18 protein-coding genes are annotated in these 18908 nt (G+C 75.1%); 10 read left to right on the forward strand and 8 right to left on the reverse strand.

The window, feature by feature from the left end; translation table 11 throughout:
* Positions 1-12 precede the first annotated feature (12 nt).
* Positions 13-318, forward strand: a complete 306-nt coding sequence (locus AB0J00_RS01765; RefSeq protein ID WP_357739246.1) for a hypothetical protein — start codon at positions 13-15, stop codon at positions 316-318.
* On the opposite strand, the gene AB0J00_RS01770 is transcribed toward AB0J00_RS01765, so the two are convergent.
* Complete coding sequence (locus AB0J00_RS01770; protein WP_357739249.1) at positions 296-1237, reverse strand: EamA family transporter; 942 nt, start codon at positions 1235-1237, stop codon at positions 296-298. The two genes, AB0J00_RS01765 and AB0J00_RS01770, sit on opposite strands and share 23 nt — an antisense overlap.
* A gap of 68 nt (positions 1238-1305) precedes the next feature.
* On the opposite strand from AB0J00_RS01770, the gene AB0J00_RS01775 reads away from it, so the two are divergent.
* Complete coding sequence (locus AB0J00_RS01775) at positions 1306-2160, forward strand: LysR family transcriptional regulator (RefSeq protein ID WP_357739251.1); 855 nt, start codon at positions 1306-1308, stop codon at positions 2158-2160.
* A 120-nt stretch (positions 2161-2280) separates the two neighbouring features.
* The gene (locus AB0J00_RS01780; RefSeq protein WP_357739253.1) at positions 2281-2484 is read left to right on the forward strand and encodes a cold-shock protein; all 204 of its coding nucleotides are present in this window, start codon (positions 2281-2283) and stop codon (positions 2482-2484) included.
* A 94-nt stretch (positions 2485-2578) separates the two neighbouring features.
* Here the strand turns inward: AB0J00_RS01780 and AB0J00_RS01785 are convergent, their stop codons facing one another.
* Positions 2579-3037, reverse strand: coding sequence for a hypothetical protein (locus tag AB0J00_RS01785; RefSeq protein ID WP_357739256.1), 459 nt, complete (start codon positions 3035-3037; stop codon positions 2579-2581).
* Between the two features lie 188 nt (positions 3038-3225).
* On the opposite strand from AB0J00_RS01785, the gene AB0J00_RS01790 reads away from it, so the two are divergent.
* Positions 3226-5307, forward strand: a complete 2082-nt coding sequence (locus AB0J00_RS01790) for an ExeM/NucH family extracellular endonuclease (RefSeq protein ID WP_357739258.1) — start codon at positions 3226-3228, stop codon at positions 5305-5307.
* A 43-nt stretch (positions 5308-5350) separates the two neighbouring features.
* Positions 5351-5764, forward strand: a complete 414-nt coding sequence (gene msrB / locus AB0J00_RS01795; protein ID WP_357739261.1) for a peptide-methionine (R)-S-oxide reductase MsrB — start codon at positions 5351-5353, stop codon at positions 5762-5764.
* A gap of 59 nt (positions 5765-5823) precedes the next feature.
* On the opposite strand, the gene hemQ is transcribed toward msrB, so the two are convergent.
* The 3 genes from hemQ to hemE are packed head-to-tail and all read right to left on the reverse strand — an operon-like array spanning position 5824 to position 9022.
* Entirely contained in the window at positions 5824-6549 is a 726-nt protein-coding gene (hemQ, locus tag AB0J00_RS01800; protein WP_357739264.1) for a hydrogen peroxide-dependent heme synthase, read from the reverse strand.
* Positions 6550-6599: 50 nt separating this feature from the next.
* Entirely contained in the window at positions 6600-7961 is a 1362-nt protein-coding gene (hemG, locus tag AB0J00_RS01805) for a protoporphyrinogen oxidase (RefSeq protein ID WP_357739267.1), read from the reverse strand.
* Positions 7958-9022 (reverse strand): uroporphyrinogen decarboxylase, encoded by a 1065-nt coding sequence (gene hemE, locus AB0J00_RS01810; protein ID WP_357739270.1) that lies wholly within the window; start codon positions 9020-9022, stop codon positions 7958-7960. Before hemE ends, hemG begins: the two co-directional genes overlap by 4 nt.
* An 88-nt stretch (positions 9023-9110) precedes the next feature.
* Here hemE and AB0J00_RS01815 point away from each other — a divergent pair, with 88 nt between their 5' ends.
* The 3 genes from AB0J00_RS01815 (at position 9111) to AB0J00_RS01825 (ending at position 11833) form a co-directional block, all read left to right on the forward strand.
* Complete coding sequence (locus AB0J00_RS01815) at positions 9111-9758, forward strand: DUF3000 domain-containing protein (protein ID WP_357739273.1); 648 nt, start codon at positions 9111-9113, stop codon at positions 9756-9758.
* A gap of 99 nt (positions 9759-9857) precedes the next feature.
* Positions 9858-10589 (forward strand): response regulator transcription factor, encoded by a 732-nt coding sequence (locus AB0J00_RS01820; protein ID WP_357739276.1) that lies wholly within the window; start codon positions 9858-9860, stop codon positions 10587-10589.
* A gap of 56 nt (positions 10590-10645) precedes the next feature.
* The gene (locus tag AB0J00_RS01825; protein ID WP_357739279.1) at positions 10646-11833 is read left to right on the forward strand and encodes an HRDC domain-containing protein; all 1188 of its coding nucleotides are present in this window, start codon (positions 10646-10648) and stop codon (positions 11831-11833) included.
* Between the two features lie 108 nt (positions 11834-11941).
* Here AB0J00_RS01825 and AB0J00_RS01830 read toward each other — a convergent pair whose 3' ends face one another.
* The 3 genes from AB0J00_RS01830 to AB0J00_RS01840 all read right to left on the reverse strand — a co-directional run bounded on the left by AB0J00_RS01830 (position 11942) and on the right by AB0J00_RS01840 (position 15273).
* Positions 11942-13231 carry an ABC transporter permease gene (locus AB0J00_RS01830; protein ID WP_357739282.1) on the reverse strand — a complete coding sequence of 430 codons (1290 nt, stop codon included), beginning with the start codon at positions 13229-13231 and terminating at the stop codon, positions 11942-11944.
* 2 nt (positions 13232-13233) lie between these two features.
* Complete coding sequence (locus AB0J00_RS01835) at positions 13234-14040, reverse strand: ATP-binding cassette domain-containing protein (protein ID WP_357739284.1); 807 nt, start codon at positions 14038-14040, stop codon at positions 13234-13236.
* A 156-nt stretch (positions 14041-14196) separates the two neighbouring features.
* Entirely contained in the window at positions 14197-15273 is a 1077-nt protein-coding gene (locus AB0J00_RS01840) for a substrate-binding domain-containing protein (RefSeq protein WP_357739287.1), read from the reverse strand.
* Positions 15274-15621: 348 nt separating this feature from the next.
* On the opposite strand from AB0J00_RS01840, the gene AB0J00_RS01845 reads away from it, so the two are divergent.
* On the forward strand, positions 15622-16839 hold the full coding sequence (locus AB0J00_RS01845) for a thiolase family protein (protein WP_357739290.1): 1218 nt from the start codon (positions 15622-15624) through the stop codon (positions 16837-16839).
* On the forward strand, positions 16836-18866 hold the full coding sequence (locus AB0J00_RS01850; RefSeq protein ID WP_357739293.1) for a 3-hydroxyacyl-CoA dehydrogenase NAD-binding domain-containing protein: 2031 nt from the start codon (positions 16836-16838) through the stop codon (positions 18864-18866). The genes AB0J00_RS01845 and AB0J00_RS01850 overlap by 4 nt, the downstream gene beginning before the upstream one ends.
* The last annotated feature ends 42 nt before the right edge of the window (positions 18867-18908 follow it).

The raw sequence follows: 18908 nt of genomic DNA on the forward strand, positions 1-18908 counted from the left end.
GAGGAGAGGGAGATGCGCACCGCATTCGTGGTCTACGGGCTGCTGTACGTCGCGACCGAGGTCGTCGGCCACCAGCTCGAGGCGGTCGGCTGGCCGCGCCTCACCGCGCTGGACGTCGCGACCGCGTGCGCCCAGGCCGCGCTCGTCGTGGCCGTGGTGATCGCCCTGCTCGTCGGCGGGGACATCGCCGCGCACCGCTGGCGGCGCCGTCAGCGGGACCGGGCCGTCGCCGAGCTCGCCGGGTGGGCGGAGCCCGAGCCGCTGGTCGTCGAGTCGTGGCGGCCGGACACCTCGCTCACCGGGTTCCTCCGGACCTGACCCGCCGCCGCGCGGCCGGCAGCTGGCTGGCGGCGTTGGCCGCGACGATCGCCGCGATGCCCGCCCAGGCGTCCCAGGGCAGCGCCTCGCGCAGCACCACGAGACCGACGACCGCGGCGAGCACCGGGTTGATGCTCATGAAGATGCCGTAGGCGCCGGTCGGCACCCGGCGCAGCGCCATCAGGTCGACCAGCAGCGGCACCGCCGAAGCCAGCAGGCCCGCGGTCACCGCGCAGGCCACCGTCGCGGCCGACGGCGGGTGCGCGGCGAGCACGACCGCGCCGACCGGCACGAAGACCAGCGCCGACAGCGCCGCGCCCGTGGCCGGCCCCGCCCCGCCGGGCACCCGCCGCCCCAGCTCGCGGTTGACCAGGATGTAGGTGGCCCAGCAGGCGGCGGCCAGCAGGCCGGCCGCGATCCCCGTGTAGTCGGTGGTCGGCTGCGGCCGGGTGAGGACGACGACGCCGGCCGCGGCCACCAGCGCGCAGGCCAGGTCCGCCCGGCGGCGGGACGCGGTCAGCGCCACGGCCAGCGGGCCGAGGAACTCCAGCGTCACGGCCAGCCCCAGCCCGATCCGGTCGACCGCGGTGTAGAGGGAGAGGTTCATCGTCGCGAAGACGGCGGCCAGCAGCAGCACCGGGCGCCACTGCGCGGCCGTGAACGTCCACGGCCGCGGCCGGGCGAGCGCGGTCAGCGCCACCCCGGCCACCCACTGGCGGACGGCGACCACCCCGACCGCCCCGATCGCGGGGAACGCCAGCGCACCGACCGCGGCGCCGACCTGGTTGGACAGCGCGCTGCCGACCATCATCGCCACGCCGACCCACGCGGCGTCCGCGGTCGCGGGCAGGTCCCCGACCGTGGGCCCCGCCGCCCCCGTGCGCGGCGGGGCCTCGGCCAGCGTCTCCGGGGTGCCCACGCGCCCAGCCTGCGGCTCGGCGCGCGATGCGCAAAATGCAATCCCCGCTCGTGCCATACGCTGAACGCATGGCAGTGGAGCTGCGGCAGCTGCGCTGCCTGGTCGCGATCGCGGACGCCGGCACGCTCACCGACGCCGCGGTGGAGCTGGGCATCTCGCAGGCCGCGGTCTCCCGCACGCTGGCCGCGCTGGAGGCCGAGCTCGGCGTGCTGCTGCTGCGGCGCACCCCGCGGCAGGTCGTGCCCACCGCCGCCGGGCAGCGGGCGCTGGCCCGCGCCCGCCGGCTGCTCGCCGACGCCGACGACCTGGTGGCCGACGCCGCGGGCGGCCGCACCCGGCTGCGGGTGGGTCACGCCTGGTCCGCGCTGGGCCGGCACACCACCGCGTTCCAGCGCCGCTGGGCCGCCGCGCACCCGGACGTGGAGCTGCAGCTGGTGCGCACCAACTCCGCCACCGCGGGGCTGGCGGAGGGGGCCTGCGACGTGGCCGTCGTCCGGCTCGCGCCCGACCCCCGCCGGTTCGGCAGCGCGCTGGTCGGGCTGGAGCGGCGGCTGTGCGCGGTGGCCGCCGACGACCCCTGGGCGCGGCGCCGGTCGCTGCGGCTGGCCGAGGTCGGCGAGCGCACCCTGCTCGTCGACCGGCGCACCGGCACCACCACGCCCGAGCTGTGGCCCGAGGGCGCCCGCCCCGCCGTCGAGCACACCACCGACGTCGACGACTGGCTGACCGTCATCGCGACCGGCCGCTGCGTGGGCGTGACCGCGGAGGGGACGGCGGCGCAGTACCCGCGGCCGGGCGTCGTCTTCCGGCCGATCCGGGACGCCGAGCCGATCGCCGTCCGGCTGGCCTGGTGGCGCGACGACCCGCACCCGGCGGCGGCGGCCGCCGTCGAGCTGGCCACCGAGCTCTACCGCCGGAACTGATCCGAAATCGATGTGGTGCCGGGGAGCACAACGGGCTCTCGTGCCGCTAGGGTTCACCACGTCGGGAAGGCCCTGCGCACTGGCAGGACCCCGATGTACGACCTCAGCTAGGAGCGAGCAATGCCCGAAGGAACTGTCAAGTGGTTCAACGCCGAGAAGGGGTTCGGCTTCGCCACCCCTGACGGGGGCGGCCCCGACGTGTTCGTCCACTACTCGGCCATCCAGACCAGCGGGTACCGCTCGCTCGACGAGGGCCAGCGCATCAGCTTCGACATCGAGCAGGGCCAGAAGGGCCCGCAGGCTGCGAACGTCAACCCGATCTGATCCCGGATCGGGTGGCACGCCACTCGAACACGACAACGCCCCCTGCCCGGTCCGCCGGGCAGGGGGCGTTGCCGTGTTCCGGGCTCGTCGCGCGTCAGCGACCGCGCGGCACGTACCCGCCGATCAGCGCCGACATCAGCAGCGCGCCGTCGTCCGGCCCGAGCGCGGTCGCGGCGTCGGCCAGCGCCCGCCACCGGGCCCGCTCCACGTCGGTCAGCGCGCCGGCCGCGCGCTGCTCGAGCTGCTCGAGCAGCCGCTCCCACTCCCCCTGCGGGGTCGGCCAGAGCCCGGTCAGCCGGCGGGCCTCCGGGGAGAGCCCGGTGAACCGGACGATCTCCCCGGCGTAGTTGGTGAGGGCCTCGACGTAGCCGCCGTCGACCAGCGCCCGCGCGGCCGCGACCACCTGCGGCTTGGGCAGGCCGCTGGCCGGGACGACAGCGCCCAGGTAGGGCGCGCTCCCGTGCGGTGGCTCGTCGACGAGGCGGGCGATCGCCCGGAGCACCGGGAGGTCGCGGGAGAACCAGGTGTCGGGCAGGGGCTGCGGGGCGCTCATGGGTCCTCTCGGGGTCCTGCGGGGGCAGGGGCAACGGTACGAGCACCCCGGCGGCGGCGTGTCCGGCGGGACGCGCCGCACCGACCACGGTGATCACGCAGAGTCCCCGCCCGCTGCACAGAGTGCTGCCAGGATGCAGTGGACACAGACGCAGAGGCCCCACCTGCACCGCGCGCCCGAGGAGTCCCGTGCACCACCGCCGGTCCACCCGCTCCGCCCTGCTCGGCCTGACCGCCGGCGCCCTGCTGGTCGCCGGCGCGGTCACCGCCAGCCCGGCGGCCGCCGCCGACGGCCCCGCGTGCGACGCCGCCACGGTGGCGATCGGCGCCGTGCAGGGCAGCGGCGACGCCGGCCCGCTCGCCGGCCAGGTGGTGACCGTCGCCGGCACCGTGGTCGGCGACCTGCAGGACGGCGGCTTCGACGGGGTGTTCGTGCAGGACGCCGGGGACGGCGACCCGGCGACCTCCGACGGCGTGTTCGTGCACCGGGCACCCGGCGAGCTGGCGCCCGGCGACCGGGTGGTCGTGCGCGGCACCGTGGCCGAGTTCAACGGCCTCACCGAGCTGACCGACGTTGCGCTCAGCGGCTGCGGCAGCGCGGAGCCCCCGGCCCCGGCGCTCCTCCCGCTGCCCTCGACACCCGCCCAGCGCGAGGCACTGGAGGGCATGCTCGTCGCCCCGCCCGCCGACCTGACCGTCAGCGACGTGCACGACCTGGACCGGTACGGCCAGCTGCTGCTGTCCGCGGGCGGCCGGCTGGTCACCCCGACCGAGGTCGCCGACCCGGGCCCGGCGGCCGCCGCCCTGGCGGAGGAGAACGCCCGGCGGTCGGTGCTGCTCGACGACGGCCGGACGGCGGACCTGTCCCGGTCCGCAGACGCGCTGCCGTACCTGACCCGCACCGACCCGGTCCGGGTCGGCGACACCGCGCGGCTGCAGCCGCAGGTGCTCTCCTACGCCTTCGGCGGGTACGTGCTCGAACCCGCGGACGGGAGCGCGGCGGGCACCACCTTCGCGGCGACCAACCCCCGGCCGGCGGCGGCCCCCGAGGTCGGCGGCGACCTGCGCGTCGCCGACTTCAACGTGCTCAACTACTTCGTCACCACCGGCGGGCAGTCCCGGGGAGCGCAGACCGCCGCGGAGCTGGCCCAGCAGCAGGCCAAGACGGTCAGCGCGCTGACCGCGCTGCACGCCGACCTGGTCACGCTGCACGAGATCGAGAACTCCGCGGTGACCACGCCCGCGACGCCCTACCGGGCGGTCGGGACGCTGGTCGCCGCGCTGGAGGCCGCCGACGGCCACGCCTGGGCGTACGTCGAGGCGCACGAGGACACCGACGTCATCACCAACGCGATCGTCTACCGGACCGACCGGGTGACCGCCGTCGGCGAGCCGCGGGTGCCGGCCGACCTCACCGCGTTCGGCAACGCGCGCTCCCCCGTCGCGCAGACCTTCCGGGCCGGCGACGAGACGTTCACCGTGATCGCCAACCACCTCAAGAGCAAGGGCGGCAGCGGCGCCACCGGCGACAACGCGGACACCGGCTCCGGCGCGGGCGCCTACAACGGCGACCGGGTGCGCCAGGCGCGGGCGCTGGTCGACTTCGCCGCCGCGGTGGCCCGGGACACCGGCGACCCCGACGTGCTGCTGACCGGCGACTTCAACAGCTACGCCGAGGAGGACCCGATCGACGTGGTCACCGCGGCCGGCTTCACCGACCTCGGCCCGGTCCTGGCGCCGGGCCGGTACAGCTACGTCTTCGACGGCGGCTCCGGCTCGCTCGACCACGCGCTGGCGTCGGCGTCGCTGGCCGGCAAGGTCACCGGCCTGGACGTGTGGGACGTCGACGCCGTCGAGTCCGCCGCGTACCAGTACGACGGGCGGGAGGAGCTGTACACGCCGGACCCCTACCGGGCCAGCGACCACGACCCGATCGTGCTCGGCCTGCGCACGGACGTGCCGGCCACCGCGACGATCAGCACCGCGACGCCGCTGCGCGGGGACCAGGTGGGCGTCACCGGCACCGGCTTCGCGGCCGGCGAGAAGGTCACCGTCTCGCTGCCGGCGCGCAACGGCCGGCTGGGGTCCGCGGTGGCCGACGGGTCCGGCACCGTGCACGTGACCTTCCGGGTGCCGGTGGGGCTGCCCGCCGGCGCCCACGACGTCGAGCTGACCGGCTCGTCCGGTGAGACCGCGCCCACCGGCTTCCGGCTGCGGACGGTGCTCGCGGAGCTCGTGACCCGGCTGGTGGGCCTGCTCTCCGGCCGTTGACCACCGCGACCGGGCGGTGGCGGCGCCGCCGTACCGTGGGGTCATGACCACATCCGCCCAGCAGCCGAAGGTCGTCAAGAGCGACGAGGAGTGGCGCGCCCAGCTGTCCCCGGAGGAGTACGCCGTCCTCCGCGAGGCGGGCACCGAGCGGGCCTGGACCGGTGAGTACGTCGACACCAAGGCCGTCGGCGTCTACTCCTGCCGCGCCTGCGGCGCGGAGCTGTTCCGCTCGGAGACCAAGTTCGACTCGCACTGCGGCTGGCCGTCGTTCTACGAGCCCAGCACCGCCGACAACGTCGTCCTCCGCGAGGACCGCAGCTACGGCATGCTCCGCACCGAGGTGCTGTGCGGCAGCTGCCACAGCCACCTCGGGCACGTGTTCGCCGACGCCCCGCAGACGCCCACCGGCGACCGCTACTGCATCAACTCGGTGAGCATCACCCTCAGCGAGGGCTGAGCCCACCGCACGACGGAGCCCCGGTCACCAGCAGGTCACCGGGGCTCCGTCGTGCCGGGTCAGGCGAGGTTGGCGACGAGCTCCGCGACGGGACGGCGGGTGCCGGTGTAGAACGGCACCTCCTCGCGCACGTGCCGCCGGGCGGCGCTGGCCCGCAGCGCGCGCATCAGGTCGACGATGCGGTGCAGCTCGTCGGCCTCGAAGGCCAGCAGCCACTCGTAGTCGCCGAGGGCGAACGCGGCGACCGTGTTGGCCCGGACGTCGGGGAACGGCCGGGCCTGCATGCCGTGCTCGCGCAGCATCTCCCGCCGCTCGTCCTCGGGCAGCAGGTACCACTCGTAGGACCGCACGAACGGGTAGACGCAGATGAAGCGGCGCGGCTCCTCCTCGGCCAGGAACGCCGGCACGTGGCTGCGGTTGAACTCGGCCGGGCGGTGGATGGCCATCTGCGACCAGACCGGCTCCATCTGCCGGCCCAGCGCGGTGCGCCGGAAGCGGGTGTAGGCCTCCTGCAGCGCCTCGGGGTCGCCCGAGTGCCACCAGATCATCAGGTCGGCGTCCGCGCGCAGGCCCGCGACGTCGTAGGTGCCGCGGACGACGACGTCCTTGCCCGCGAGCTCCTCGAACAGCCCGCTGACCTCGTCGGCCAGCGCCGTGCGCCGCTCGTCGGCCAGCGGTGCGGTCAGCCGGAAGACCGACCACATCGTGTACCGGGTGGCCGCGTTGACCGCCTCGGCGATCTCCTCCGCGCTGCGGGTGCCCGCCGTCTGCTCGTCCGTGCTCATGACCCCCATTGTGGACCGCCGCCGGCGCGGCCCTCCCCGCCGGGGCGGGCTCAGCCGAGCAGTGCCCGGACCGCCCGGCGCGCGTCCCGGATGCAGGCCGGGACGCCGACGCCCTCGTACGTCGCGCCGGCCACCGCGAGCCCGGGGACGGCGGCCACCGCCGCGCGGACCGCCGCCACCCGGCCGGGGTGCCCGACCAGGTACTGAGGCAGGCCGTCGGCCCAGCGCACCAGGGAGGTGTCCAGCGGCTCGGGCCTCTCCAGCTGCAGCAGGTCGGCGACGTCGGCCACGACGGCGGCGGTCAGCTCGGCGTCGCCGCGCGGGTCGGGGGCGTCCCCGTGGCGGCCCACCGACGAGCGGACCCGCAGCACCCCGTCGTCGGACAGGTGCGGCCACTTCGCCGAGGAGACGGTGACGCCCTTGACCAGCCGGCCGGTGACCGGCGGGACGAGCAGGCCGGACCCGGCGGGCACCGGCTGCGCGGGGAAGGCCATCGCGACCACGGTCATCGAGGCGTACGGGATGCCGGCCAGCGGCGCGACGGCGTCGGGGGCGACGTCGGCCAGCAGCCGGGCGGTGGGGCCGGCCGGGGTGGCCAGCACGACCGCGTCGGCGGCGAGCTGCTCCCCGGAGGTGAGGGTGACGGTGAAGCCGCCGCCGGTGCGCGCCAGCCGCTCGGCGCGGGTGCCCAGCCGGACCTCCGCACGGCCGGCCCGCGCCAGCTCCGCGGGCAGCGACCCGATGCCCGGCGCGACCGTCATGAACACCGGGCCGTCGGCGTCGCCGCGGCTGCGCGCGCCGGCCTCGCGGGCGGCGGTGGCCGCGGCGAGCACCGAGGGCGACCGGCGCAGCTGCGCGGCCAGCCCGGGCATCGTCGCCTCCAGCGACAGCTCGTCGGCGCGGCCGGCGTAGACCCCGCCGAGCAGCGGCTCGACCAGCCGGTCGACCACCTCGTCGCCCACCCGCTCGCGCAGCAGCCGGCCCACCGCGACGTCACCGTCGAGCCGCAGCGGCGGCAGCTCGGCCTCCGCGGCGACCCGGGCGACGCCGGCGGGGGTGAGCACGCCGTCCAGCCCCTCGGCCGAGGTGGGCACGCCCAGCACGGTGCCCGCGGGCAGCGGGAAGCGGCCCTCGGGCAGCACGATCGAGGCCTGGGTGGTCTGCGGCTGCACCAGCTGGTCGCCCAGCCCCAGCGCCCGCACCAGCTCGACCGCGTCGGGCACCCGGGCGAGCATCGCCTCGGGGCCGGTGTCGTACCACTGCCCGGCCAGCTCGACCCGGTCCAGCTTGCCGCCGAGCCGCTCGTCGGCCTCCAGCACGACGACCTCGTCGTCCGGGCGGGACTGCCGCCACTCCCACGCGGCGGTCAGGCCGGCGAGGCCGCCGCCGACGACGACGAGGCGCCTGGTCATGACCGGGCGGTCAGCTCGTGGACGAGCTCGACGACGTGGGTGAGCACGCCGGGGTCGGTGTCGGGGAGCACACCGTGACCGAGGTTGAACACGTGCCCACGGGCGGCGCGGCCCTGCTCGACCACCCGGCGCACCTCGCGGTCGACGGTGGCCCGGTCGGCCAGCAGGACGGCGGGGTCGAGGTTGCCCTGCAGGCTGTAGCCCGGGCCGACCCGGCGGGCGGCCTCGTCCAGCGGCACCCGCCAGTCGACGCCGACGACGTCGACGCCGGCCTCGCCGATCAGCGGCAGCAGCTCCCCCGTGCCGACCCCGAAGTGGATCTTCGGGACCTCCGCCTCGTCACCCACCCGACCCGCCCTCAGCCCGTCGAACACCGCCCGGGAGTGCGGGAGGACCCGGGTGGCGTAGTCGACCGGCGAGAGGACGCCGGCCCACGAGTCGAACAGCTGGACCGCGCTCACCCCCGCGTCGACCTGGGCGCGCAGGAACGTGGCCGCCGAGACCGCCAGCCGCTCCAGCAGCCGCTGCCAGGCCGCCGGCTCGGCGTACATGAAGGCCTTGGTGCGGGCGTGCTCCTTCGACGGGCCGCCCTCGATCAGGTAGGTGGCCAGCGTGAACGGCGCGCCGGCGAAGCCGATCAGCGGCGTGGCGCCGAGCTCGCCGACCAGGGCGCGGACGGCGGTGGCCAGGAACTCCAGCCGCTCGGGCTCCAGGGGCGGCAGCGCGTCGACGTCGGCCACCGTGCGCACCGGCGAGGCGACGACGGGCCCGATGCCCGGCTTGATCTCGATGTCGACCCCGGCCACCACCAGCGGCAGCACGATGTCGGAGAACAGGATCGCCGCGTCGACCCCGTGCCGGCGGACCGGCTGCAGGGTGATCTCGGTGACCAGGCCGGGGTCCTGGCAGGCGGCCAGCATCGCGGTGCCTGCCCGCAGCGCCCGGTACTCCGGGAGCGACCGCCCGGCCTGGCGCATGAACCACACGGGCGTGCGGGTCACGGGCAGCCCGCGCGCCGCGCGGACCAGGTCGGAGTCGGCGGGGCCGGATGCAGGTGCCACGGCTGCCCAGTCTCCCAGACGACCCGGGGCGCCCCGCGACGGCGCGTCGGGGCGGGCGATCCGGCGGTCCACGACCTACCCTGCAGCCGTGGCCCCGCAGCGCACGCGCCCGGACGCCGTCCGCGACGGTGCCCCCGACGCCGGCCCGCTCCCCGAGGGGGCGAAGCCGGCCGAGTTCCAGGCCGCCCTCGACGCGCTGGCCACGGTGCACCCCCGGCCCGAGATCGTGCTCGAGCACATCCCCGCCCCCCAGCGGCTGGCGCCCTGGTCGCACGCGGTCGGCGCCCGGGTGGGCGAGCTGGTCGACGGCGAGGAGGTCGAGGTCGCCAGCGGCCGGTTCATCGTGCTGTTCGACCCCGCGGGGCACGAGGCCTGGGCCGGCACCACGCGCTGCGTCGGCTACGTCTCCGCCGTCACCGACGAGCACATGGTCGACGACGCGATGTTCAGCGAGGTCGCCTGGAGCTGGCTGACCGACGCCCTGGAGGACAGCGGCGCCGGGCACCACTCGGTGGGCGGCACGGTCACCCGCACGGCCTCGACCCGGTTCGGCTCGATCGCCGCGCCCGAGCACACCGTGGACGTCGAGATCCGGGCCTCCTGGACGGCGGAGGGCACCGACCTCGACCGGCACCTGGGCGCGTGGCTCGAGGTGCTGGGCAACGCGGCCGGGCTGCCCCCGCCCGGCGTGCACCTGCTCGGCTCGCCGGCGCCCGGCGCCGACGCGGGCGCCTAGACTCCTCCCGTACTCCACCCGGCCCAACGCACGCTGGGCCGAGTGCTCGGGCACGTCGGTCGGCCCGCCCCGCAGGCCGGCCGGAGACGGGAGGCAGGTGTGGCGCTGAACGCGTCGTCTCCCGGGTCGGCGGGGGGTTGGGCCGACGGCGCGCTCTTCGGCCCGAACGCCGGTGCGCTCGTGGTCGACCCCGCGCCGCTGCTGCGCGAGGCGCTGGCCCACCGGCTGCGCGGGCTCGGCGCCCGCGAGGTCGAGGAGGCCGCCTCCCTGGAGGAGGCCCGGGTCCGCGCCCACGTGTCCGGCCCCCGCGCGCTGTGCGTGCTCGACGTCGACCTCCCCGAGGTCGGCCCGGAGGGCGCCGCCCACGGCGGTGACCCGGGGCGCGGCCTGGAGCTGCTGCCGACGCTGAGGGAGGAGGGCTGGCCGGTCACGGTCGTGCTCACCGCGGTCACCGACCCGGCGGTGGTCCGCGCCGCGTTCCTCGCCGGGGTGCAGGGGTACCTGCTCAAGTCCAGCCCGCTGACCACCCTCACCGGTGGCCTGCGGGCGGCGCTGTCCGGCGAGGTCTTCGCCGACCCGGGCATCGCCACCAGCCTCGCCCAGGGGCTGACCCGGTCCGGGGTCGAGGAAGCCGTCGGCGAGCTGTCGGCGCGCGAACGCGACATCCTGCGGCTGGTCGCCGACGGGCACACGAACAAGGAGATCGGCGAGAAGGTGGACCTGTCCGCACTCACGGTGAAGAGCCATCTGGCGCGCATCGCGCGCAAGCTCGGCACCGGCGACCGGGCGCACATGGTGGCGCTCGGCATCCGTTCGGGGGTCATCCACTGACCGCCGAGACCGCCACCCCCGACCTGCCGGCGGAGGAGCCCACCGGGCCCCCGCCCGTGCCGCTGCTCGCACCCCGCGACGGCCTGCCGCCGGTCACCGACACCTCGACCGCGCTGGTCGACTACGCCGCGGCGCTGGCCGCCGGCACCGGCCCGGTGGCCGTCGACGCCGAGCGGGCGTCGGGCTACCGCTACGGGCAGCGCGCGTACCTGGTGCAGCTGCGCCGCGCCGGCGCCGGCACCGGGCTGATCGACCCGGTGCCGCTGCCGGACCTGTCGGTGGTGCAGGCCGCGATCGCCGACACCGAGTGGGTGCTGCACGCCGCCAACCAGGACCTCCCCTGCCTGGCCGAGATCGGCCTGGCGCCGGCGAAGCTGTTCGACACCGAGCTCGCCGCCCGGCTGGCGGGGCTCCCCCGCGTCGGGCTCGGCGCGGTCGTCGAGTCGCTGCTCGGGTTCACCCTGCAGAAGGGCCACTCCGCGGCCGACTGGAGCACCCGCCCGCTGCCGGAGGACTGGCTGGTCTACGCGGCGCTCGACGTCGAGGTGCTGGTCGACCTGCGAGACGCGCTGGCTGCCATCCTCGAGGAGCAGGGCAAGACCGAGTGGGCCCGGCAGGAGTTCGAGGCCGTCCTCGCGGCCGGCCCGCCGGCGCCCCGGGTCGACCCGTGGCGGCGCACCTCCGGGATGCACGGGCTGCGCAGCCGCCGGCAGCTGGGCATGCTCCGCGCGATCTGGGAGGCCCGCGACGACCTGGCCCGACGGCGGGACGTCGCCCCCGGCCGGGTGCTGCCCGACGCCGCGATGGTGTCGGCGGTGCAGGCCGACCCGGCGACGGAGGCGGCGCTGCTGGAGCTGCCGGTGTTCCGCGGGCGCGCCAACCGCAAGCTGGTGCACACCTGGTTCGGCGCGCTGGACCGCGGCCGGTCGCTGCCGGAGGCGGAGCTGCCGCTCCACAGCCGGCCCGGTGAGGGTCCGCCGCCGGTGAACCGGTGGGCCGACCGCGACCCGGCCGCCGCGGCCCGGCTGAAGGCGGCGCGCGCGTCGCTCGCCGCGGTGTCGGAGCGGCACGCCGTCCCGGTGGAGAACCTGCTCTCCCCCGACCTGGTGCGCCGGCTGATGTGGAGCCCGCCGTCGCCGGCCGGCCCGGCGGAGGTCGCCGAGGTGCTGCGCGCCGGCGGCGCCCGGCCGTGGCAGGTGGAGCTGACGACCGACCTGCTGACCGAGGCGATCACCGCCGGCTGACAGCCGCGGGAGCATCGCAGCGAGGAACGAGCGAGGGGTGGTCCGGGCTCCCGCCCGGGCCACCCCTCGTCCGTCTGCCGGTCGTGGTCGACCGGTGGTGCTACTCCATCAGCGTCCGGTGGCCGCCGCGCGCCGCCGGGCGAGGGCGTCGACGCTGGCCGCGAGCAGCAGCACGATGCCGGTGATGATGAAGTTCAGGTACGCCGCGACACCGAGCAGGCCGAGGCCGTTGGCGATGATCGCGATGACCAGGCCACCGAGGACGGCGTCCCGGACGCGGCCCCGGCCACCGAAGAGGCTGGTGCCACCGATGACCGCTGCACCCACGGCGTACAGCAGGGTGTTGCCGCCACCGGAGGACGGGTCGACCGAGCTGAGGCGGGAAGCGGCCACGATGCCGCTGATGGCGGCCAGCGCGGTCGACAGCAGGAAGACCAGCACCCGGATGCGGACGACGTTGATGCCGGCCCGGCGGGCGGCCTCGGCGTTGCCGCCGACCGCGTAGACGTGCCGGCCGAACGACGTCTTGCCGAGCACGAACGTCAGGATCAGCAGCAGCGCGATCACCAGCGGGATGGCGTACGGGATGCCGGCGATCGTGAAGTTCGGGTTCAGCGCACGGTTGACGTTGAGCACCGAGGCCACCGCGATCGTGATGACCGCGATGAGCACGATCCGGGCGACGACGACCAGCAGCGGCTGGGACACCAGGCCCTTGGCCCGCTGCGACCGCCAGCGGTTGAGCTGCAGCGCGGCGAACAGCACGACGACCGCGATCGCGAGGATCCAGCCCCACGTGACCGACATGCTGTTGTTGGCGATGCCGACGACCCGCTCGTCACGGACCGGGACGGTGCCGCCCTGGCCGATCAGCTTCAGCGTGACGCCCTGGTAGCCGAGGAACAGCGCCAGGGTCACGACGAAGGACGGGATCCGGACGATGCTCACCAGCAGGCCGGTGACCAGGCCGATGACCGCGCCGATGACGATCGCCAGCAGCACCGCGAGGTACCACGGGACGTCGTGCCGGGCCATCGCGACGGCCATGACCGCGGCGCAGACACCGCTGACCACACCGGCGGACAGGTCGATCTCACCCAGCAGCAGGACGAAGACCAGACCCATCGCCAGCAGGCTGATCGGCGCCGCCTGCACGAACAGGTTGGTGATGTTGAGCGCGGTCGGGAACGTGTTCGGCCGCAGGGCGGTGAACAGGATGCTCAGGACCACGATGCCGGCGACGGCGGGCAGGGCGCCCAGGTCACCGCCGCGCACCTTGTCGACGTACCCGCGGACGACGCCACCGAAGGTGGTCGCCGCCGTGTCGCCCTCGAAGCCGCTCTGCGGTGCCGGGGTCTCCGGGACGTCCTTGGCAGCAGGCTGCACGGCACTGGACATGGTCAGACCCCCACTTCGGCGACGGCGGCCGGCGCGATGCCCAGGTCACCCGAGCGGCCGGCGGTGATGAGCTCGACGACGCGGGTGCGGTCGACCTCGGCGATCGGGACGTCCGCGGCCATCCGGCCGAGGTACAGCGCGGCCACCCGATCGGCGACCTCGAAGACGTCGATCATGTTGTGGGAGATGAAGACGACCGAGTGGCCGGTGTCGGCCAGCCGGCGCACGAGGTCGAGGACCTGACGGGTCTGGGCGACGCCCAGCGCCGCGGTCGGCTCGTCGAGGACCACGAGCTTGGACTCCCAGAGGACGGCCTTGGCGATGGCCACGGTCTGCCGCTGGCCACCGGAGAGGCTGGAGACCGGCTGGCGCACCGACTTGAGGGTGCGGACCGAGAGCCGGGCGAGGGTGTCGCGGGCGGCGATCTCCATCGAGTTCTCGTCGAGCAGGACGCCGGTGTGGCGCTCGCGGCCCAGGAACATGTTCTGGACGACGTCGAGGTTGTCGCACAGCGCGAGGTCCTGGTAGACGATCTCGATGCCGAGCTCGGCTGCGTCGCGCGGGCCGCTGATCGAGACCGGCTTGCCCTCGAAGAGGACCTCGCCGCTGTCGATGGCGTGGATGCCCGCGATGGACTTGATCAGCGTGCTCTTGCCGGCGCCGTTGTCGCCGACCAGGGCGGTGACCTGCCCGGGGTAGGCCTTCAGGTGCACGTCGTGCAGGACCTGGATGGCGCCGAAGCTCTTGTTGACGCCGCGCAGTTCGAGGGTGGGGGTGCCGTCATCGGGACGGACCGTCGGAGCGGACACGTCCCTCCTTCCGTCGGTGGTGAAGTGGCGCTGTGAAGGGGCCCGCGCAGGGCCCGGTGGAACGTGTGCAGACACTGTGCGCCTCGCGCGGCCTGCGGACAGCCCGCCGGGGCGCCCCATCTCGATGGGACGCCCCGGACGGGACGGTGCCTGGTGTTACTTGATGCCCGCGGTGGCGCAGAGGGCGGCGAAGTCGCCGGTGCAGACCTCGGCCGCCGTGCCGGCGCCCTTGCTGATCGAGTCGGCCAGGTTGTCCTTGGTGACCGAGATCGGGTCGAGCAGGACCGACGGCACCTTGCGGTTGCCCTCGGTGTCCTCGGAGGTGCCGTTGGTCTTCGGCTTGTCGCCCTTGGCGACGGCCACGGCGACGTCGGCCAGGGCCTGGGCCTCACCGTTCGCCGGCTTCCAGACGGTCATGCACTGGTCGCCGGAGAGGATGTTCTGCAGGCCCGAGGTGGCGGCGTCCTGACCCGTGACCGGGATCTTCTGGCCGTTGCGCTTGAGGGTCTGGATCGCCGCGTTGGCCAGCGTGTCGTTGGCCGCGTAGACGCCCTGGATGTTGCCACCGGCCTGGGTGTACATCTGCTCGAAGATGGTGGCCGCCTGCTGCGGGTCCCACTTCGGCACGGCCTGCTCGGCGACCTTCTTGTAGGTGCTCACCTTGTCCAGGACGGCGTGCGCGCCGTTGGAGAACAGGGTGGCGTTGTTGTCGTCGGGCGAGCCGTTGAGGTAGGCGATGTTCGCCTGCACGTTGCCCAGGCACTTCTGCAGGCCCTCACCCTGGAGGGTGCCGACCTGGTTGTTGTCGTAGGAGACGTAGTAGTCGGCCGAGCCGCCGAGGGTCAGGCGGTCGTAGTCGATGGTCGACACGCCCTGCTTCTTGGCCTGCTGCTCGATGGCAGCACCGGAGGCGTTGTCCAGGTTGACGATGGCCAGGACGGTCACGCCGCCGGTCATCATCTGCTGGGCGATCGTCTGCATCTGCTGCGCGTCGCCGCCGGCGTTCTGGATGTCGAAGTCGACGCCGGCCTTCTTGAAGGCGGCCTCGAGGGCCGGGCGGTCCTGGGCCTCCCAGCGCGGCGAGGAGACGGTGTCGGGGAGGATGACGCCGATCTTGCCCTGGGCGTCGCCGCCGCCGGAGCTGCTGCCGCTGCCGCCACCGCTGCTGTCGTCGTCGCTGCCACAGGCGGCGACCGACAGCAGCAAGGAGCCGGCGAGCAGAGCGGTGGTCATGATGCGCCGTCGCGCCATGAGTTTCCTGCCGTTTCGTGAAGGATGAAGAGATTGCCGGGGGATCTTGCGCCCCGTAATTCTGTGGTCGCAAGCACACCATGGGCTCGTTATCACGTCGTGACCCGAAAGGGGTGGGGACGTCTCAGACGTCTTTCGTCAGGAGACGACTTCTCGACCGTCTCCGTCACGACGTGCTCACTCCGCGCAGATCAGTGCCGTTCCGAAGCCGGAACTCGCACCGGCGCACCACCCCTGCGCGGGGGGCCACCCACCTCTGGGGCTACCAGCGGGTAACTTCGTGCTGCCGGTCGCCACTGCGGGCCGGGCCCCACCCACCGCGGAGGTCGCATGTCCCGCTCGACGCGCCACGGCGGACGTCCGGTCGTCTTCGTCGACGGCGTCCGCACGCCGTTCGGCAAGGCCGGCCCGACGGGCATCTACGCCGAGACCCGCGCCGACGACCTCGTCGTCCGCTGCATCCGCGAGCTGCTGCGCCGCAACCCCGCGCTGCCCGCCGACCGGGTCGACGAGGTGGCCATCGCCGCCACCACGCAGATCGGCGACCAGGGGCTCACCCTCGGCCGCACCGCCGCGCTGCTGGCCGGGCTGCCCGCGAGCGTCCCCGGCTACGCGGTCGACCGGATGTGCGCCGGCGCGATGACCGCGGTGACCACCACCGCGTCGGGCATCGCCTTCGGTGCCTACGACGTCGCGATCGCCGGCGGCGTCGAGCACATGGGCCACCACCCGATGGGCGAGGGCGTCGACCCGAACCCGCGGTTCGTCAGCGAGCGGATCGTCGACTCCTCGGCGCTGGTCATGGGCTCGACCGCGGAGAACCTGCACGACCGGTTCCCGCACCTGACCAGGGAGCGCGCCGACGCGTTCGCCGTCGCCAGCCAGCAGCGGTACGCGGCGGCCGTCGCCGAGGGCCGGATCGGCCCGGAGCTGGTGCCCGTGGCCACCCGGTCGGCCGAGCACGGCTGGGGGCTGGCCACCGCCGACGAGCCGCCCCGGCCGGGCACGACCCTCGAGGGCCTGGCGTCGCTGAGGACACCCTTCCGCCCGCACGGGCACGTCACCGCCGGCAACGCCGCGGGCCTCAACGACGGCGCCACCGGCTGCCTGCTCGCGGCCGAGGACGTCGCCGCGGAGCTCGGCCTGCACGTCGGCATGCGCCTGGTCGGCTTCGGCTTCGCCGGCGTCGAGCCGGAGGTCATGGGCGTCGGCCCGGTGCCGTCGACCGAGAAGGCGCTGGCCCGCACCGGGCTCACCATCGACGACATCGGTCTGTTCGAGCTCAACGAGGCGTTCGCCGTCCAGGTGCTCGCCTTCCTGGACCACTTCGGCATCGCCGACGACGACGAGCGGGTCAACCCGTGGGGCGGCGCGATCGCCGTGGGCCACCCGCTGGCGTCCTCCGGCGTCCGGCTGATGACCCAGCTGTCCCGGCAGTTCGCCGAGCGGCCCGACGTCCGCTACGGGCTGACCGCCATGTGCGTCGGCATGGGCATGGGCGGCACCGTGATCTGGGAGAACCCGAACTGGAACGGAGCACGGGCATGAGCGACGAGGTCGTGACGCGGTCGCTGGTGCGGTACGTGCGGGTGCCCGGGCTGGCCGGGGAGATCGCGCTGATCACCCTGGACAACGGGCACGACCACACCCGGCCGTCGACCTTCGGCCCCGGCGGGCTCGCCTCGCTGGACGCCGCGCTCGACGAGGTGGCCGCCCACTCCCCCGCCCCGGCCGCCATCGCGGTCACCGGCACGCCGTTCGTGTTCGCCGTCGGGGCCGACCTGTCCGGCGTCCCGGCGATCACCTCCGCCGACCAGGCCCGGGAGATCGCCGAGACCGGGCACCGGGTGTTCCGCCGGCTCAAGGACTGGCCCGTCCCGACCTTCGCCTTCGTCAACGGCGTGGCCCTGGGCGGTGGCCTGGAGCTCGCGCTGCACTGCTCCTACCGCACCATCGCCACCACCGCCGCGGTCGCCTTCCCCGAGGTGTTCCTCGGCCTGGTGCCCGGCTGGGGCGGCACCCAGCTGCTGCCGCAGCTGGTCGGCATCGACGCGGCGGTCACCGTGATCGTGGAGAACGCGCTCGCGCAGAACCGGACGACCCCGGGCCCGCGGGCCGCGCAGGCCGGCATCGCCGACGTGCTCCTCGAGCCCGCCGACTTCCTCGAGCGGTCGCTGGAGTGGGCGGCCGGCGTGCTGCGCGGCGAGGTCGCCGTGCGCCGCCCCGAGGTCGACCGGTCGGCCTGGGACGACGCGATCGCCCGGGCCCGGCAGGTCGTCGCCGCCCGCACCCGCAACGCCTCCCCCGGCGCGCTGCGCGCGGTCGAGCTGCTGGACCTCGCCCGGGCCGGGGACGCCGGCTCCACCGCCGGTACGGCCGCCGAGGACGACGCGCTCGCCGAGCTGCTGATGAGCGACGAGCTGCGCGCCGGGCTCTACTCGTTCGACCTGGTGAACAAGCGCGCCAGGCGCCCGGCCGGCGCCCCGGACCGGTCACTCGCGCGGACGGTCACCAAGGTCGGCGTCGTCGGCGCCGGGCTGATGGCCTCCCAGCTCGCACTGCTGCTCGTCCGCCGGCTCCAGGTGCCCGTCGTGCTCACCGACGTCGACCAGGCGCGGGTCGACAGGGGCGTCGGGTACGTGCACGAGGAGCTCGGGAAGCTGGCCGGCCGCGGGCGGCTCTCGCCCGACGCGCTGAACCGGCTCACCGGCCTGGTCACCGGCTCGCTGGACACGGCGGCCTTCGCCGACGCCGACCTGGTGATCGAGGCGGTGTTCGAGGACCTGCCGGTGAAGCAGCAGGTGTTCGCGGAGGTGGAGGCCGTGGTCTCCGCCGAGTGCGTGCTGGCCACCAACACCTCGGCGCTGTCGGTGACCGCGATGGCGTCGCAGCTGCAGCACCCGGAGCGGGTCGTCGGCCTGCACTTCTTCAACCCGGTCGCGGTGCTGCCGCTGCTGGAGGTGGTGCGGGCCGAGCGCACGGACGACGCCACGCTGGCCACCGCCTTCGCCGTCGGCGAGCAGCTGGGGAAGTCCTGCGTGCTGGTCGCCGACGCCCCGGCGTTCGTGGTCAACCGGCTGCTCACCCGGTTCCTCGGCGAGGTCACCGCGGCCGTCGACGCGGGCACCCCGGTGGCCGTCGCGGAGCGGGCGCTGGACCCGCTGGGCCTGCCGATGACGCCGTTCGAGCTGCTGCAGCTGGTCGGGCCGCCGGTGGCGCTGCACGTCGCGGAGCGGATGCACGAGGCGTTCCCCGACCGGTTCGGCGTCGCCGCGGGGCTGCGCCGGATGGTCGAGACCGGCGCGGCCGACCCCGCCGGGGCCGCCGCCGGCAACGCGCCGCTCACCGCGGAGGAACTGCGCGACCGGGCCGAGCGGGCGCTGGCCCAGGAGGTCCGGCTGATGCTCGACGAGGGCGTCGTCCAGGCCGTGCAGGACATCGACCTGTGCATGCTGCTGGGCGCCGGCTGGCCGTTCTGGCTCGGCGGCATCTCCGCGTACCTGGACCGCGCCGGGGTTTCCGAGGCCGTCACCGGGCAGCGGTTCCTGCCGAGGGGCGTCGCCTCACTGCCCTGACCGGCCCACCCAGCTCCGATCAGGTGACGCGGTGTCAGGGGG

Source organism: Modestobacter sp. NPDC049651 (assembly GCF_040659695.1).
GTDB lineage: Bacteria > Actinomycetota > Actinomycetes > Mycobacteriales > Geodermatophilaceae > Modestobacter.